Consider the following 16,453-nt stretch of genomic DNA (forward strand, 5'->3'; position numbering starts at 1 on the left):
CCTCAGGCCAGGAAGGCCAGGTCCGCATCGAGCACAAAATCCACCAGGGTGGTCGGCATGGCGCTCGCCTTTCGGCCGGCCAGCGGCGCGGCCTCGATTTCCAGACGCACGCCGCCGGCGCTCGCCGGGCTCCACAGTCGCTGCATCGGAATGCGATAGCCCTGCGGCCCCATGGAATGGCCCATCGGGACAAGGAAAACGGCGTCGCGGAACACCTCGGCGCCGCCCTTCAGCGCGCGACCGGTCAGGGTGACCATCGAGGGGCGGTGCGGATCGGGCTGGATCTCCAGATAGCCGGTCGCCTGCGTCGCCGTGGCGCTGGCCAGGGCCGGCGAGATCTCGATGAAGGCCGACGCGGGGCCCATGCGCTGCATGCGCCAGCTGTAGGACTTGCGGCGCTTGACCGGCGGCGGCGGGGCGGCGGCGAAGAACACGATCGGCGGCGTCGGGTCCTGCGGGTAGGCATAGCCGAAAGTCGTGGTGTCGAGGGTGGTCGCCGCCGCAACCGGTGAAACCGTGCGGCCCCAGGGGTCGATGAACCCGCCGAGGGACTCGTTTCGCCAGGCCTTCGGTGGGACCACGCTGTAGTGTCGGTCACGCCAGAGCGCGTAGATGCGGTCGATGTTGGCGTGGTGCAGCCAGAACAGCGGGTCGTTCGGCGACCGGCTGAGGTCGCCCATGTCGCCGCCGACGAAGCCGTGGATCAGGTTGTGGCCGCCCCACTCGCCCGAGCCGGAGTAGTAACGGCGACCCAGCGCGCCGTCGGTCGGGTCGTTGCCTCCGCGCGGACGGCCGAAGAAGGTCGGGAAGTCGTCCGTCAGCCGGCCGGTCAGAACCTGGCCGTTGCGCCGCAGGAAGTCGCTGATCGTGTCGTACTGCTGGGCCTCGCGGCCGGGGACATAGAAGGTCTCGTCGTAGAGAAAGAGGTCCGGGATGCGGTCATCGTCCCAGTCCCAGTAGGGAATGGCGAAATCGGCCTTGCCGCTCAGGCGGGCGACGTGCCGCTCGAACCAGACCAGCTGCAGCCGGTGCCAGGGCATGAAGCGCCAGGAGGAATGGTGGCGGTGGCGCATGTCGGCGTGCAGGGCGACCTGGTCCGCCCAGGCGCCCGACTGGCGCATCAGCGGGATGGCCCGGCGCATCGCCTCGACATCGGGATCGCTGGTCGAGAGGGTCGAGATCGGCTTGCGCAGCCGGATCGTCTGGGCGGCCCCTACGGTCGGCGCGGCCGCGCCCGCCAGGAGACCGGCGGCGCCCATGCCCTGCAGTATCCTGCGGCGATCCAGCGTCATGATATCCCACCCCCTGATGCGGCATTCGCAGGCCAGAGCGTGGGGTTGTCAAACGCCGTCGCGTATAAGGGGAGCGTTCGAATGGCCGTCCCGGCGGTCGGCGCCCCGGACCCGCAGGTCGCGCGAAGGGGCCGTTGTCGGCCCGGGAAGGCGCCCAGATCAGGGGCTTTTGCTTCGCCGCTCACCACTTTGGGGAGTCATTCGCGTAACGAGGTTCTTTCTGCTCCGCTAGATTCCCCCGACGGTTGAAAGCGCCTTCGCGCCGTGTAACCTATGAATTAGGGTTAACACTCGTTGCATTGGGCCGGACCTGTGTCCGTGTCTCTCTGTTGGGCGACGCTAGACACCAGGGTCGAAGACCTTTTTGGGGGAGCTGAAGTGAAACGCAATCTTCTCGCCGGCATGATCGTACTCATCGCCACAGTCGGGACCGCCGGTATTGCCAGCGCTCGCGACCCCTACGGCCCGCCGCCGCCGCCGCCTCCGGGTGGTGGCTACGGTGGCGGTTCCTCGATCGACTGCCTCTGCACGCGCGCCGTGGTGTTCTACGGCCCGACCGCGCCCTGGGGCAACATCCGCGTCCGCGCGCCGGGCGTCCGCGTCTATGGCACGCCTGTCGTGGTGCCGACCGGCCGCATCGACATCCAGGGCCCGCCCGTCTACGTCGACGCGCCCCCGATCCACATCCAGGCGCCGCAGATCTATCTGCACCGTCCTGAAGTGTTCGTCCGTCCCTCGACCGTCACGGTCGCGCCGCCGGAAATCCACTTCACCGGTTGCGCCGAAGGCGAGCGCTGCGAGCCCGCCCCGCGTCCGTAAGGGACCGGAGCGACGGAGGAGCGATGCGCCGGCCATGCCGTCGCGTCGCTTCACTCGCGATCGATACGACTACAGATCGGCCGGGCTCACGCCCGGCCGAATTTGTTTGTGGCTGTGGCTCAGGCTTTGACGCGGCCCGGTTTCAGTTCGCGCAGAAGGTCCGGGCTTCGCGGGCCAGGGGCAGGTCGCCGGCGGCCAACGCGACCTTCACCGCTTCCTCGCACTTCTTCTCGCTGAGCAGGGTGGTGACCTGACCGCGCAGCGCGTCGCGTTTGGCCGCCTCTTCCTTCAGGCGTTTGGCCTCGCGCCGATCCCCCGGCAGGCACAACGACTTCCAGGTCGCCTCCGCGCAGCGGGCGATCAGCCGCGCCTGACGGGCGGCCTCGGCCTTGTCGACCTCGCTCGCCGGAGCCGGGACAGCCAGGGTCGGCGGTGTCGGAGAGATCGGGATCGTCTTGTCGGGCGACACAAGCAGGGTCACCGACGGCATGGCGTAGTGGCAGACCCAGCCGTTGGGCGTCATCTCGCAGGATTGCAGGGTGGCCTGCGCTTCCGGGGCGGCCGGTGCGTCGGCCAGCAGGGCCAACAACAGCAATAGCATGGCCTACCTCTCGATGATCTTCACGCCCCCTTGGAAACCATATCGCCGTTGTCCTGATCAGACCAAGGGATTCTCCTGTCGGGATCAGGCTTCGAGCCAGGACGGCTGTTCAACGGTGACCGCGCGGCCGTCGACGGTCAGGTCGGCGCCCTCGATCCGGTCCAGCCGCAGCAGCGCGATAGCCCGGCCGCCGGCGCCGGACTTCACCTGGCCGGCCCGCAGGTCTCCGGCCAGCACCTCCGCGCCGTAGGTCGGCGGCGGGCCGTCGAAGGTGATCGGCAGCATGCGGCTCTTGATCTGCCCCCGCCGTTTCATCCGGCTGGTCGTCTCCTGGCCGACGAAGCAGCCCTTGCGAAAATCGATCCCGTTCAGCAGGTCGAAGTTGGCCTCGATGGGGTAGGTGGCGTCGTCGCCGAAGTCGGCCGTTGCGGGGATGCCGAGGGTCAGGCGGTGCAGGTCGTAGGCGGCGGCGTCGCCGCGCACGCCGGGCGGCTGGGCGCCGTAGCCGCGGAAGCCGAGCGCGGGCAGGCGCGGATCGACCGCAAAGCCCTCCTCGGCCTGTCGCGTGCCCCAGAGGGCGACCACCGGCTCGCTGGCCGGCGTGAACTCGACCTTCGCCCGGAGCCGGTAGAGGGTCAGCCGCGCGATCAGGGCGTCGCGCCCGTCCGCAGGCACATCGAGCAGGCCGCTGTCGCCGCGGTCCTGGATGAACAGGTCGAACAGCAGCCGGCCCTGCGGCGAGAGCAGGGCGCCGAAGCGCAGTTCGCCCGGCGCCAGCGTTTCGACATCCTGTGTCAGCTGGCCCTGGAGAAAGCTGCGCCAGTCAGGGCCGGTGACCGCGATCAGGGCCCGGTCGCGGAGCAGGGCGTAGGTCGGTGCGTCACTCATGGACCCGATGTGGCCTTTCGCGCGCTGTAATGCCAGTGCTCGCCAGTCTAAGGTGCGGAAATGGCGGCAAAACCCTTCCCGATTCTCTTCATTGGTCCGACCCGTATCGGCGACGCTGTGCTGGCGTCCGGGCTGATCAAGAAGCTCGCCGACGAGGCGCCGGGCGCGCGGTTCACCATCGCGGTCGGCCCCGACGCCGCCCCGCTGTTCGCCGAGGTCCCGGGGCTCGACGCCCTGATCGTGATGGAGAAGAAGAAGCGCTCGGGCCACTGGTTCGCGCTGTGGAACCAGGTTCGCCACATGCGCTGGAGCCTGGTGATCGACATGCGCGGCTCGGCCACGGCGCGCTTTCTTCGCACCGACCGGCGGTCCGTTCACCGCAAGATCGTCGGCGAACCGGTGCACAAGGTCGTCGAGGCGGCGAGCCTGCTGACGCTCGAGGACGATCCGCCCGCGCCGTTCCTCTTCACGTCGGACGAGATCGAGACCCGCGCCGCCGAGCTGGTCGGCGAGGGCGGTCCGATCCTGGCCATGGGGCCGGCCGCCAACTGGCTGGGCAAGACCTGGCCGATCGAGCGCTTCGCCCGGGTGGCGATCGAGCTGCTCGACGCCGAAGGGCCGATGGCCGGCGGGCGGCTGATGGTGCTGGGCGGGCCCGGCGACACGCGCTACGTCGAGCCGCTTGTCCGCACCCTTCCGCGCGATCGCGTGATCGACCTGACCGGGCAGGTGGACCTGCTGACCGCCTATGCGGCGCTGAAAAAGGCGCGGCTGTTCGTCGGCAATGACTCCGGCCTGATGCACCTGGCCGCCGCCGCCGGCGCGCCGACGATCGGCCTGTTCGGCCCGTCCGACGACCGGCTCTATGCGCCCTGGGGGCCGAACGCCCGCGTCGTGCGCGGCCCGCGCACCTTCGAGCAGTTCAAGGACGTCGACCCGACCCTGACCCAGACCATCGGCCACATGATGGACCTGCCGGTCGACATGGTGGTCGAGGCGGCGCGGGCGTTGCTTGCGGAAACAGATGCGGCCCGCCCGTCGGGATGAGCGGAACTTCGAGATGACCAACACCTATGACCTGATCATCCGCGGCGGCGAGGTCGTCAGCCATGCCGGGCGCGGGATCGCCGACATCGGCATCCGGAACGGCAAGTTCGCCCATGTCGGCGACCTGTCGCAGGCCTCGGCCGGCGAAGTCATCAACGCGACCGGCCTGACCGTGCTGCCGGGCGTCATCGACAGCCAGGTGCACTTCCGCGAGCCGGGGCTGGAGTGGAAGGAAGACCTCGAGACGGGCGCCAACGCCGCCGTGCTGGGCGGGGTCACCGCCGTGTTCGAGATGCCCAACACCGAGCCGACCACCACCGACCCGGACGCACTGGCCGACAAGCTGGCGCGGGCGAGCGGGCGGATGAGCTGCGACCACGCCTTCTATGTCGGCGGCACGCACGAGAACGCGCGGTTCCTCGGCGAGCTGGAACGGCTGCCCGGTTGCTGCGGAATCAAGGTGTTCATGGGCGCCTCGACCGGCACCCTGCTGATCAAGGACGACGCCGGGGTCGAGGAGGTGCTCAAGCACATCAACCGCCGCGCCGCGTTCCACTCCGAGGACGAGTACAGGCTCGAGGACCGCCGGCCGCTGGCCCGCACGGGCGACTGGACCAGCCACCCCGAGGTGCGCGACGCCGAGAGCGCGATCCGCTCGACGCGGCGGCTGGTCGGCCTGGCGCGCAAGGTCGGCAAGCGTATCCACGTGCTGCATGTGACGACCGCCGAGGAGATGGAATTCCTCGCGCTGAACAAGGATGTCGCCAGCGTCGAGGTGACGCCGCAGCATCTGACGCTGGCCGGACCAGAGGCCTATGAGCGCCTGAAGGGCTACGCCCAGATGAACCCGCCGATCCGCGACGCGCACCACCGCGCGGCCCTGTGGGCGGGCCTGGCGACCGGCGTCGCCGACGTTCTGGGCTCGGACCACGCGCCGCACACAGCCGAAGAAAAGGCGCGGCCCTATCCGGCCTCGCCGTCTGGCATGCCGGGGGTCCAGACCCTGGTGCCGATCATGCTGACCCATGTGGCGGACGGAAAGCTGACGCTGGAACGGTTTGTCGACCTGACCAGCCATGGCCCCAACCGCATCTTCGGCCTGGCCGAAAAGGGCCGCATCGCCGAGGGCTTCGACGCCGACCTGACCATCGTCGACCTGAAGGCCCGCCGCACCATCCGCCACGCTGACCAGGCCAGCCGCGTCGGCTGGACCCCGTTCGACGGCTTCGAGGCGAAGGGCTGGCCCGTCGCCACCATCGTCCGCGGGATCACCGTCATGCGCGACGACGAGATCGTGACCCACGGCCAGGGCAAACCGGTGCGGTTCGGGGAGACGCTCTCTCACTAGTCCTCTCTGCGAAGCGGGGAGGGGGACCATGCGGAGCATGGTGGAGGGGCCGGCGCGAACGGGAGCGGCCCCATCCAGAATTCCGGACTTTCCGGTCAGTCCTGCGCAGCCCCCTCCACCGCCTCCGGCGGTCCCCCTCCCCAGCGAAGCTGGGGAGGATCGGATGCGTGTCGCCTCTCGACTTTTTTCTTCGGCCCCTGTCGAATTCCCTCCGCCCCGCCCGTCTCTGACCTGATGGCGCGAATGGCGCGCCGAAGGGAGACACCGATGCAGTACATGCTTCTGATCTACGAACCCGAGGCGGCCTATGCCGGCGCCGGGGAGGCGACCCTGATGGAGATCGTCGGCAAGCACATGGCGCTCTCGGCGACGATGCGTGAGCAGCAGGTGCTGGTCAGCGGGGATGGCCTTCAGGGTGTCGAGACCGCCACCACGGTGGTCACCGGCGGCGACGGCGCCCAGAGCCTGCACGACGGACCGTTCGCGGAAACGCGGGAGCAGCTGGGCGGCTACTACCTGATTGAAGTCGCCGATCTCGACGCGGCCCTGCATTGGGCGCGACAGGTGCCCGTCGTTCCCGGCGGAAAGGTCGAGGTCCGGCCGGTGATGATCTACTGAGCCGCGCGGACACAGGCGCGGCCATCCAGGCGGCGCGGGGACGGGTTGTCGCCGCGCTGGCCGCGCGGTTTCGCGACCTGGACCTTGCAGAGGACGCGTTTTCCGACGCCAGCCTGACGGCGCTGGCGGTGTGGCCCGCCGATCCGCCGCGCGACCCGGCCGCCTGGCTGTGGCGCGCGGCGCTGCGCAAGGCGCTGGACGCGTTTCGCCGGCGGCGCACCCGCGAGTCCGCCCTGCATGACGACCCGGAGCCCGAGCCCAGCCCTGAGGACCTCGCGATGCTGGCCGAGGCGCCGATTCCCGACGAACGCCTGCGGCTGATCTTCGTCTGCTGCCATCCGGCGCTGGCGCCGGAGAGCCGGGCCGCGCTGTCGCTGAAGGTGGTTTGCGGCCTGCCGACCGCGCGGCTGGCGCGGGCGTTTCTGGTCAGTGAGCCCGCCCTGCTGCAGCGGATCACCCGGGCCAAGGCCAAGATCGCCGGCGCCGGCGTGCCGTTCGAGATCCCCGCCCGGGCGGCCTGGCCGGAGCGGCTGGGGGCCGTGCTGGCGACGCTCGAGATCGCCTATGCGCAGGCCTATGAGGACGCGGCGCTGGCGGGAGACGCGGCGGACTTCGCGGACGAGGTGGTGCGGCTGTCGGGCCTGCTGGCCGAGCTGGTTCCGGACGATCCCGAGGTGCTGGCCCTGGCCGCGCTGGTGCGGTTCGCCGAGGCGCGACGGCCGGCGCGCCTCGACGACGGCGGCGCGATGGTTCCGGTCGGCGAACAGGACATGCGGCAATGGAACGCCGCGATGATCGCGCAGGGCGCCGGCCTCCTCGACCGCGCCGCGGACCTGAAAAAGACAGGTCCGTATCAAATGCTGGCGGCGATCCACGGGGCGCATCTGTCGCGGCGCGAGACCGGCGAGACGCCGTGGGCCGTGATCGTTGCGCTCTATGACGGCCTGCTGGCGATGCGGCCCGGCGCGGTGACGGCGGTGAACCGCGCGGTGGCGGTGGGCGCGGCCCAGGGGCCGGCGGCGGGCCTCGCCGCGCTGGCGGCCGTGCCGGCCGACCGGCGGCTGGAGGGCTGGCTGCCCTGGCAGGCCGCACGGGCGTGGCTCTGCGAGCAGGCGGGAGACGCGGAGGCGGCCCTCGCCGCCCTCGACGCCGCCCTGGCGCTCTCACCCCCGCCGGCCGAGCGGCTGTTCCTGGAGGGAGCGCGGCGGAGGCTGGGCTAGGAAATTCCTCTCCGCGAAGCGGGGAGGGGGACCAGCCGAAGGCTGGTGGAGGGGCGGCGCCAGTGCGAGCGGCCCAATTCTGAATTCCGGTGCTTCCGGACGATCCTGAGCCACCCCTCCACCATGCTCCGCATGGTCCGCCTCCCCGCTTCGCGGAGAGGATTGAACGCAGGACTTCGGCGCCCGATAACCGGCCCATGGATGACGCCTCACTCGCCACCGCACCGTTCCGTGACGCCCGCTATGCGCCGCGCCGGCTTGAGATCGAACGTCGCGAGGACGGGTCGCTCGTGCTGGCCAATCCGACGCCGTTCGGGACCGACTTCACCACCACGCTCGATGCGCTGGTCCACTGGGCGGCCCGGGCGCCGGAGCGGGTCTGGCTGGCCGAGCGGGCCGGGGAGGGGTGGCGGACGGTCGACTACGCCACGGCGCTGACCCAGGTCTCGGCCCTGGCCGGCGGCCTCAAGGGGCTGGGCCTGAAGCGCGGCGACTGCCTGCTGATCCTGGCGCGCAACACCGTCGACCATGCCCTGATCTGCTACGCGGCCATGGCGCTGGGCGTGGCGGTGGCGCCGGTGTCGCCGCAATACGGCCTGGCCGGCGCAGACCTGTCCCGTCTGGCCTATGCCTGCGGCGTACTGAGTCCGGACGCGGTCTACGCCGATGACGCCGCCGCCTTCGCGGGCGCGCTGGAGGCTGAGTTTCTGAAGGGCCTGCCCGTGGTGGCCAGCGCCAACCCCCGCGCCTCCGACATCACCCTCGACAGCCTGCTGACCTCGGCGCCGGCCGCCTTCGTCGCGCGGCCGGACGACACGGCCAAGCTGCTGCTGACCTCCGGCTCGACGGGCCGGCCCAAGGCGGTCATCGGCCTGCACCGCAACATCGCCATCAACGCCGCCCAGATCGCCGCCTGCTTCGACGACCCCGACCCGCCGGTGGTGGTCAACGCCGCGCCCTGGAGCCACAGCCTCGGCGCCAACGCCATCCTGCACATGGTCCTGCACCGGGGCGGGACGCTTTACATCGACGCCGGTCAGCCGACGGCCGCGCGGTTCGCCGAGACGATCCGCAACCTGTCGGAGGTTTCGCCGACCTATCACAACATGGTCCCGGCCGGCTGGGGGCTGTTCGCCAGCGCGCTGGAGAAGGACGACGCTCTGGCGCGGACCTTCTTCGCCCGGGTGCGCGTGCTGCAGTACGGCGGCGCCTCGATGGCCCAGAGCATCCTCGACCGGGTGCAGGCGGTGGCGATCCGCACCATCGGCGAGCGGGTGACGTTCGCCACCGGCTACGGCTCGACCGAGACCGGGCCGACGGCCTGCAACATCCACTGGCTGAACGCGCGGTCGGGCATGATCGGCCTGCCGGTGCCGGGCACGGCGGTGAAGCTGGTTCCGGCCGGCGAGAAGTTCGAGATCCGCGTGAAGGGCCCGCAGATCTCGCCGGGCTACCTGGGCGAGCCGCAACTGTCGGCGGAGGCGTTCGACGTCGAGGGCTTCTATCGCCTGGGCGACGCGGCGCGGGCGATCGATCCGGCCGATCCCGAGGCGGGCCTGATGTTCGACGGCCGGCTGGTGGAGAACTTCAAGCTGGCCAGCGGCACGTTCGTGGCGGCCGGCGCCCTGCGCGTGGCGGCGGTCTCGGCCATCGGCGGCGCGGCGCTGGACGCGGTGGTCTGCGGCGAGGGGCAGGAGGGCGTCGGCCTGATGCTGTTCCTCGACCCGTCCTTCAACGCCCGCCATCCGGACCCGGCGCAGGTGCGCGAGGCGATCCGAAGCGGGCTGGCGAAGATGAACGCGGCGGCGAAGGGCGGCGGCGGCAGGATCTGGCGTGCGCTGATCCTCGACGGCGCCCCGGACGCGGCCAGCGGCGAGCTGACCGACAAGGGCTACATCAACCAGGCCATGGCGCGCGACCGGCGGCCGGCGGAGGTGGCGCGGCTGTTTGCCGAGACGCCGGATGACGGGGTGATGGTGTTCTGAACGTCCTCACTGCTCCCCACCCTTGTGGGGAGCTGTCGCGCGGAGCGTGACTGAGGGGAGTCGGTGCACTGACTCCCCTCCACCGCCTCCGGCGGTCCCCCTCCCCAGCAAGCTGGGGAGGATCTCATTTCTCAGGCTTCAATGCCCGCACCACCCCCACACAGATCAGCAGCTGCCCGCCATAGTAGGGAACCCACACCGCCAGGCCGGTGAGGAAGCTGTCCAGCAGCGGGCCCATCTTGGCGAAGATCACCAGGTCGCTGATCAGGAACAGCAGCGCGCCGATCCCGACCGTGAAGCGCGGGAAGCGGCTCGTCCACGCGGTCGCCGCCATCAGCGAGAGACCCAGGCTATAGAACGCCACGCCCGGCGCGCCGGTGCGGTCGGCGGGCAGCATGAAGGCGATGAACACGGCAGCCGGGACCAGCAACAGGGCAAGCGCCTGCTGGCTGCGGCTCAGGGCCGGCCGCCGATTGCGCAGATAGAGCCCTATCGCCACGACGTGCCCGAGCAGGAAGGCCACAGCGCCGACGATGAACTGGATCCCCAGCAGCACGTCGCCGGCCGTCCCCAGCGCCATTACCGCCGCCAGCAGCCAGCCGTCGCGGTCGCGCGCCTTGAGCGCCGCATAGACGGCCAGCAGCCCGACGCCCGAGCCCTTCCAGGCCAGGCTGGCCGCCTGCGACAGGTCCATCGGCCAGCTGGCGATATAGCTGACGCCGCCGATGATCGAGGCGATCAGCGCCCAGCGGGCGGCCTTGTCGCGAAGTGTCATGGTCGTCTCCCCCGTCCCCGCCCCTGAATGCCCGGTTTCCCGCGCCGAAAAAAGCCCGGCCGGTCGGCGGGTCGCGGGTGAATTGGTCTGGATCAATCCCGGGCGCCGCCGTCACCGCTACCCTTTCGGTCAAACCTTTGGGGGAACGGGCATGGAAGACCTGATCGCCGAATTGCAGGCGGCGTTGGCGCCCGGCGGCGTGCTGACCGGCGCCGCGGCGGCTGAACGGCCGCGCGGCCCCTGGACGCGGCTGGGCGAACCGCTGGCGATCCTGCGGCCGGTCTCGACGCAGGAGGTGTCGACGATCCTGAAGCTGGTCAGCGCGGCCGGCGCGGCGGTGACGCCCTGGGGCGGCTGCACGGGCCTGGTCGACGGCTGCCTGGCCGATGGAACGCTGGCCCTGTCGCTGGAGCGGATGGCGGCGATCGAGAGCATCGACGCCACCGCCGGGACCATGACCGTGCAAGCCGGCTGCATCCTGCAGACCGCCTGCGAGGCGGCAGAGGCGGCGGGGTTGTTCCTGCCGCTCGACCTCGGCGCCCGGGGTTCGGCGACGATCGGCGGCAACATCTCGACCAACGCCGGCGGCAACCGGGTCCTGCGCTACGGCATGACCCGCGATCTGGTCATCGGGATCGAGGCGGTTCTGGCGGACGGGACCGTCATCTCGGCGATGCGGCCGCTGATGAAGAACAACACCGGCTACGACCTGCGGCAGCTGTTCATCGGCTCGGAGGGCACGCTGGGCATCGTCACCCGGGCGATCCTGCGGCTGCGGCCCGCGCCTGTCAGCCAGGACACCGCCTTCGTCGGCGTGGGCTCGTTCGACGGTGTGGCGCGGCTGCTGCGCCGGCTGGAACGGCGGCTGGGCGGCGCGATGTCGGCGTTCGAGGTGATGTGGTCTGATTTCCACGACCTGGTGACCAGCGCGCCCGCGCGGGGCCGGCCGCCGCTCGCCGGCCGCCATCCCTTCTACGTGCTGATCGAAAGTCTCGGCGGTGACGAGGCGGCGGACGCCGCGCGCTTCGAAGCCGCCCTGGCCGAGGCGCTCGAGGACGGCGACATCGAGGACGCGGCCATCGCCCGGTCCGGCGCCGAGCGCGCGGCGCTGTGGGCCCTGCGCGACGATGTCGGCCAGACGAGCCGCGACGGTCCGATCATCGCTTTCGACGTCAGCCTGCCGATCGCGACGATGGAGGCCTATGTCGACACGGTTCGCGCCGCCTGTGTCGCTCGCTGGCCGGACCTGACCCCGCCCTGGGTGTTCGGCCACCTCGGCGACGGCAACCTGCACATCCTGGCGCGGATCGCGCCGGGCGCCGACCTCGCGGACCGTCATGCGCTGGAGGAGATCGTCTACGGCCCGCTGCAGGCCATCGGCGGCTCGATCTCCGCCGAGCATGGAGTCGGCCTCGCCAAGCGCGACTGGTTGCCGCTGTCGCGATCGGCGGAGGAGATCGCGCTGATGGCCCGGCTGAAGCAGGCGCTCGATCCGGCGGGGGTGCTCAACCCCGGAAAAATCCTCGCGCCGCCGGCCCGCTGATGCACGCGCGGTTGGCGCGGCGCCCGAAATGTTGGATGGGAGACTGTCGCGACAGGAGAAGACCATGAACGGCGCCGACGCCCTGATCACCACCCTCGCCGACAACGGCGTGACCGCCTGTTTCGCCAATCCGGGCACCAGCGAGATGCAGTTCGTCTCGGCGCTGGACCGCGAGCCGCGCATGCGGTCGGTGCTGTGCCTGTTCGAGGGCGTGGCGACGGGGGCGGCGGACGGCTACGGCCGTATGGCGGGCAAGCCGGCCTGCACCCTGCTGCATCTGGGCGCCGGCTACGCCAACGGCGGGGCCAATCTGCACAACGCCCGGCGCGCGGGAACGCCGCTGGTCAACGTGATCGGCGAGCACGCCACCTATCACCGCCAGTACGATGCGCCGCTGAATTCCGACATCGCCGGCTGGGCCGCGCCCAACTCGCTGTGGGTCAAGTCGGCCGAGACGGCGGACGAAGTCGGGCCGCTGGCCGCCGAGGCGGTGCAGGCCAGCTTCGGCGCGCCGGGCGGCTGCGCCAGCCTGATCCTGCCGGCCGACAGCGCCTGGACCGAAACGGCCGTGACCGGCCCGGTGCTGACGCCGGCGCCCCGGCCTGTTCCGACGTCGGCCGACGTCGCCGCCATCGCCGCGCGGGTCAAGGCGGCGAAGAAGCCCGTGATCCTGATGGGCGGCACGGCCTGCCTCGAGGGCGGGGTGCGCCAGGCCGGGCGGATCACCGCCACCGGCGTACGGACCCTGGTCGACACCTTCGTCAGCCGCATCGCCCGCGGCGCCGGGCGGTTCGCCCCGGACAAGATGATGTATTTCGGCGAAATGGCGCTGGCCGATCTGGAGGGCGTCGACCTGATGGTGCTGGTCGAGACCGTCGAGCCGGTGGCCTTCTTCGCCTATCCCGACCGACCGAGCCTGCTGACGCCGGAGGGCTGCGAGCCGGTCAGCCTGTGTGGTCGCGAGGCGGACGGCATCGCCGCCCTGCAGGCCCTGGCCGATGCGCTGGGCGCCCCCGAGGCGGCGCCGGTCGAGCCGCTAAAGCTGCCGGACATGCCCGTCGGGGCGCAGAACCCCTACACCATCGGCGCCTCGCTGGCCCGACACATGCCCGACAACGCGATCATCAGCGATGACGCGGTGACCGCCGGCCTGCCGGTCTGGCAGTCAACAAAGACGGCCCGTCCGCACGACTGGCTGTGCCTGACCGGCGGCGCCATCGGCCAGGGGATCCCGCTGGCCATCGGCGCGGCCGTGGCCTGCCCCGATCGCAAGGTGCTGAGCCTGAACGGCGACGGCGCGGCCATGTACACGGTGCAGGGCCTGTGGACGATCGCCCGCGAGCAGCTGGACGTGACCGTGGTCGTGTTCGCCAACCACGCCTACCGGATCCTCAACATCGAGATGGGCCGCACCGGCGCCGGCAACCCCGGGCCGGCGGCGAAGAAGCTGCTGGATCTGGGCTCGCCGCGCATCGACTGGGTCAGCCTGGCGAGCGGCCTCGGCCTGCCGGCGGAGCGCTGCTCGACGGTGGAAGAGTTCGACGCAGCCATCGCGCGGGCGATGACGTCGAAGGGCCCGAGGTTTATCGAGGCGGCGCTCTAGGGCGAGGCCTGTATCAGGGCTCGTTCGCCCAGGCCCAGCCGGCGCGGATCTGGCCGAAGAAGACATCGCGGCCGCGCACGAGTTCCTGACGCGCCTGATCGCTGTCGCCGCTCATGCGGCGGTCGGCGTAGCGGCGTCGCGTCACCCCGCCGGCCTGGGCGAACGCTTCGTAGCTGCCTTCGTAGCGGCGCAGGGCGAAACGGGCGTCGCCGAGATTGGCGTAGGCGGTGATCATCCATTGCGGTGAGCCCCGGGTCTGTTCCCGCACCGTCGCGGTGTCGGTGATCGCGGCCAGCAGGGCCTCCTCCTCCTCAAGCCTGCCGAGGGCGCCCAGCAGCACAGCGAGGTTGTTCGCCGAGCTGAGCGTATCCGGATGGTCGGGCCCCAGCCCACGACTGCGGGCCGCCCAGACCTGCCGATGCAACGCCTCGGCGTCCTGCCGGCGACCGAGGGCGAACAGGGTCTCGGCGAGATTGTTCGCGGACGTCAGCGTGGTCGGGTGGTCCTCGCCAAGCACCCGGCGGCTCGTCGTCCAGACCTGGCGGTAGAGGGGCTCCGCCTCGGCTGTCCGCTCCAGGGCCTTGAGGATGAAGGCCAGGTTGTTGGCCGCGACCAGGGTGCTGGGATGCGCCTCGCCCAGGATCTTGCGCATGGCGGTCAGGGTTCGGCGCTGCAGGGCCTCGGCCTCCGCCAGACGGTCCAGTTCGCGCAGACTTTCAGCCAGGTTGTTGGCGGCGATGAGCGTCGCCGGGTGGTCCTCGCCGAGCGTCCTCCGGCGGACGGTCCACACCTGCTGATGCAGCGTCATGGCCTCGGCCGTTCGGCCCAGATCGCCGAGCGTGCCGGCGAGATTGCTCGCCGCGGTCAGCGTATCGGGATGCTCCTCGCCCAGCACGCGGCGACGCGCCGTCCAGACCGCGCGCTCAAGGCCCTCGGCCTCCGCCGTCCGGCCGAGCGCGCCCAGACTGAAGGCCAGGTTGCCGGCCGACGCCAGGGTGTCGGGGTGATCGTCGCCGAGCACCCGGCGGCTGATTGTCCAGACCTCGCGGTTCAGGCGCTCGGCCTCCGCCGCCCGACCCAGTTCGCCGAGGCTGAACGCGAGATTGCTCGCCGATCTCAATGTGTCGGGATGCGCCTCGCCCAGCGCACGCCGGCGCGCTTCCCAGACCTGCCGCTTCAGGACTTCGGCCTCGCCGAGGCGGCCCAGGGCGCCGAGACTGGAGGCGAGATTGCCGGCCGCGAGCAGCGTGTCGCGATGCTCTTCGCCCAGCGTCACGCGGCGGGCCGTCCATACCTTTCGATACAGATCTTCGGCCTCCGCAGGCCTGCCGAGGGCCAGCAGGTTGGACGCCAGATTGTTCGCCGAGGTCAGCGTGCGAGGATCGGTCTCGCCCATCACCCGCTTGCGAATGGTCCAGACCTGCCGGTTCAGGGCTTCCGCTTCAGCGATCCGGCCGAGCGCCTCCAGGGTGTTGGCAAGGTAGCCGGCGGCGGACAGGGTTTGCTGATGCTCGTCGCCGAGCGTGCGCCGTAGTTCGAGCCAGACCTTGCGCACGCCCGCCTCGGCGAGCTCGTACCGGCCCGCGTCATAGTCGGCGATCGCCTGGTTGGCCTGGGCCCTGAGGCTGGCGGTCTGAGCCGAGGTCGGAGCCGGTTGCGCCTGAACGTCCTGCCCGACATGACAGACGACGACGATCAGCAGCCCAAGCATCGCGCCGCGCAGACTCATGCCGACCGCCTCCATTCCGGGCGACGATCCTGCTGCGGCGCGGCCCGTGGCTCAACTGTCGATTTCTGAATGCCTTGCGCCGCCGGCCTGGCGACCAACGGCGCCGGAATCTCCGGACCGTCTGATCCCGTTCAGCCGTGAGTCGGGCTCGCGGCCGTCAGCCCGCTCCGGTCACGCGCCGCGCCGGCCGAGGTCCTCAACCTGCGCCAGCCATTTCGCCCGGCGATTAGGCGTATGCCCTTCGGAGCCGCCCAGCAGCGTCCGGCGCACCGGCCCGGCGCCGGCGACCAGCAGCAGGCCCTTCTCGAGACCCGCAAGACCGTGCCCGCCGAGGAGATAGCGGAAGACCGGCGTGGGCATCCCCATGGTGACGATTAGCCGGACCGACTTGCCGGTCAGCACGCTCGACAGGGCGGCCTGTGGCGAGCTCCAGGAGAAGCCATAGCGCAGAAGCTGTTCGAAGAAGCCCTTCAGCAGCGCCGGCGGCGAGCCGAACCAGATGGGGAAGACGAACACCAGATGCCGGGCGTGCTTTACGGCTTCCTGGGCGCGAGCCATGTCCTCGGTCACCTCGCCGGACTTGTAGTCCTTCAGCGACCGGATCAGCGGAAAATCGAGCGCGCCGACGTCGAGCGTCGCGACCTCGTAGCCCGCGGCCGTCGCGCCGCAGACGTAGGCCTGCGCCAGCGCGGCGCACAGGTGCTCCGATGACGGGTCCGGATGGCCGTTGATCACCAGGATGCGTTTTGCGGGCGCCATCAGGTCACCGCGCCCCGTCGGCGGCGTCGATGACGCGCGCGGCAGGGGCATTGGCGGCTGCGGAGACGGCGGCGACCTCGCCTGTGAGTCTCGTCATGGCGGTCGAATCCCTGGCGCCGCCGGGAAGGGCCGGCCCAATTGCCCGCATGATCGTCTGACCCGGGAGACCGGCGCCTTGATTTCGCTCAAGGCCGCCCTGCGGCGAGGGCCCATGCTGCAGGACTTG

14 protein-coding genes are annotated in these 16,453 nt (G+C 70.8%); 8 read left to right on the top strand and 6 right to left on the bottom strand.

Features of this window, described 5'->3' with window-relative positions; all coding sequences use genetic code 11:
* Nucleotides 1–2 precede the first annotated feature (2 nt).
* A complete protein-coding gene (locus tag AC3WJT_RS07840) occupies nt 3–1,292 on the bottom strand; it encodes a tyrosinase family protein (protein WP_492342548.1) in 1,290 nt (429 codons plus the stop codon).
* A gap of 378 nt (nt 1,293–1,670) precedes the next feature.
* On the opposite strand from AC3WJT_RS07840, the gene AC3WJT_RS07845 reads away from it, so the two are divergent.
* Nucleotides 1,671–2,111 (top strand): hypothetical protein, encoded by a 441-nt coding sequence (locus AC3WJT_RS07845; protein WP_492342549.1) that lies wholly within the window; start codon nt 1,671–1,673, stop codon nt 2,109–2,111.
* 142 nt (nt 2,112–2,253) lie between these two features.
* On the opposite strand, the gene AC3WJT_RS07850 is transcribed toward AC3WJT_RS07845, so the two are convergent.
* Both AC3WJT_RS07850 and ygfZ read right to left on the bottom strand, forming a co-directional pair.
* Nucleotides 2,254–2,712: a hypothetical protein gene (locus tag AC3WJT_RS07850; protein WP_492342550.1), complete on the bottom strand. Its 459-nt coding sequence runs from the start codon at nt 2,710–2,712 to the stop codon at nt 2,254–2,256.
* Nucleotides 2,713–2,796: 84 nt separating this feature from the next.
* The gene (ygfZ, locus tag AC3WJT_RS07855; RefSeq protein ID WP_492342551.1) at nt 2,797–3,600 is read right to left on the bottom strand and encodes a CAF17-like 4Fe-4S cluster assembly/insertion protein YgfZ; all 804 of its coding nucleotides are present in this window, start codon (nt 3,598–3,600) and stop codon (nt 2,797–2,799) included.
* Between the two features lie 60 nt (nt 3,601–3,660).
* On the opposite strand from ygfZ, the gene AC3WJT_RS07860 reads away from it, so the two are divergent.
* From AC3WJT_RS07860 to AC3WJT_RS07880, 5 genes are all read left to right on the top strand, one after another.
* On the top strand, nt 3,661–4,647 hold the full coding sequence (locus AC3WJT_RS07860) for a glycosyltransferase family 9 protein (protein WP_492342552.1): 987 nt from the start codon (nt 3,661–3,663) through the stop codon (nt 4,645–4,647).
* 13 nt (nt 4,648–4,660) lie between these two features.
* Nucleotides 4,661–5,995, top strand: a complete 1,335-nt coding sequence (locus AC3WJT_RS07865) for a dihydroorotase (RefSeq protein ID WP_492342553.1) — start codon at nt 4,661–4,663, stop codon at nt 5,993–5,995.
* Between the two features lie 267 nt (nt 5,996–6,262).
* Nucleotides 6,263–6,613 carry a YciI family protein gene (locus tag AC3WJT_RS07870; RefSeq protein WP_492342554.1) on the top strand — a complete coding sequence of 117 codons (351 nt, stop codon included), beginning with the start codon at nt 6,263–6,265 and terminating at the stop codon, nt 6,611–6,613.
* 128 nt (nt 6,614–6,741) lie between these two features.
* Nucleotides 6,742–7,833, top strand: a complete 1,092-nt coding sequence (locus AC3WJT_RS07875) for an RNA polymerase sigma factor (RefSeq protein ID WP_492342555.1) — start codon at nt 6,742–6,744, stop codon at nt 7,831–7,833.
* A gap of 197 nt (nt 7,834–8,030) precedes the next feature.
* A complete protein-coding gene (locus AC3WJT_RS07880) occupies nt 8,031–9,818 on the top strand; it encodes an AMP-binding protein (protein WP_492342556.1) in 1,788 nt (595 codons plus the stop codon).
* Nucleotides 9,819–9,942: 124 nt separating this feature from the next.
* On the opposite strand, the gene AC3WJT_RS07885 is transcribed toward AC3WJT_RS07880, so the two are convergent.
* On the bottom strand, nt 9,943–10,593 hold the full coding sequence (locus AC3WJT_RS07885) for a lysoplasmalogenase (RefSeq protein ID WP_492342557.1): 651 nt from the start codon (nt 10,591–10,593) through the stop codon (nt 9,943–9,945).
* 151 nt (nt 10,594–10,744) lie between these two features.
* Here AC3WJT_RS07885 and AC3WJT_RS07890 point away from each other — a divergent pair, with 151 nt between their 5' ends.
* Nucleotides 10,745–12,136, top strand: coding sequence for an FAD-binding oxidoreductase (locus tag AC3WJT_RS07890; protein ID WP_492342558.1), 1,392 nt, complete (start codon nt 10,745–10,747; stop codon nt 12,134–12,136).
* A 64-nt stretch (nt 12,137–12,200) separates the two neighbouring features.
* Nucleotides 12,201–13,739, top strand: a complete 1,539-nt coding sequence (locus tag AC3WJT_RS07895; protein WP_492342559.1) for an acetolactate synthase large subunit — start codon at nt 12,201–12,203, stop codon at nt 13,737–13,739.
* Between the two features lie 13 nt (nt 13,740–13,752).
* Here AC3WJT_RS07895 and AC3WJT_RS07900 read toward each other — a convergent pair whose 3' ends face one another.
* Together AC3WJT_RS07900 and AC3WJT_RS07905 are read right to left on the bottom strand one after the other, a co-directional pair.
* On the bottom strand, nt 13,753–15,468 hold the full coding sequence (locus AC3WJT_RS07900; protein WP_492342560.1) for a tetratricopeptide repeat protein: 1,716 nt from the start codon (nt 15,466–15,468) through the stop codon (nt 13,753–13,755).
* 171 nt (nt 15,469–15,639) lie between these two features.
* Nucleotides 15,640–16,227 carry an NAD(P)H-dependent oxidoreductase gene (locus AC3WJT_RS07905; RefSeq protein ID WP_492342561.1) on the bottom strand — a complete coding sequence of 196 codons (588 nt, stop codon included), beginning with the start codon at nt 16,225–16,227 and terminating at the stop codon, nt 15,640–15,642.
* Between the last annotated feature and the right edge of the window lie 226 nt (nt 16,228–16,453).

This window comes from Caulobacter sp. FW305-C-30-S16 (assembly GCF_058783025.1).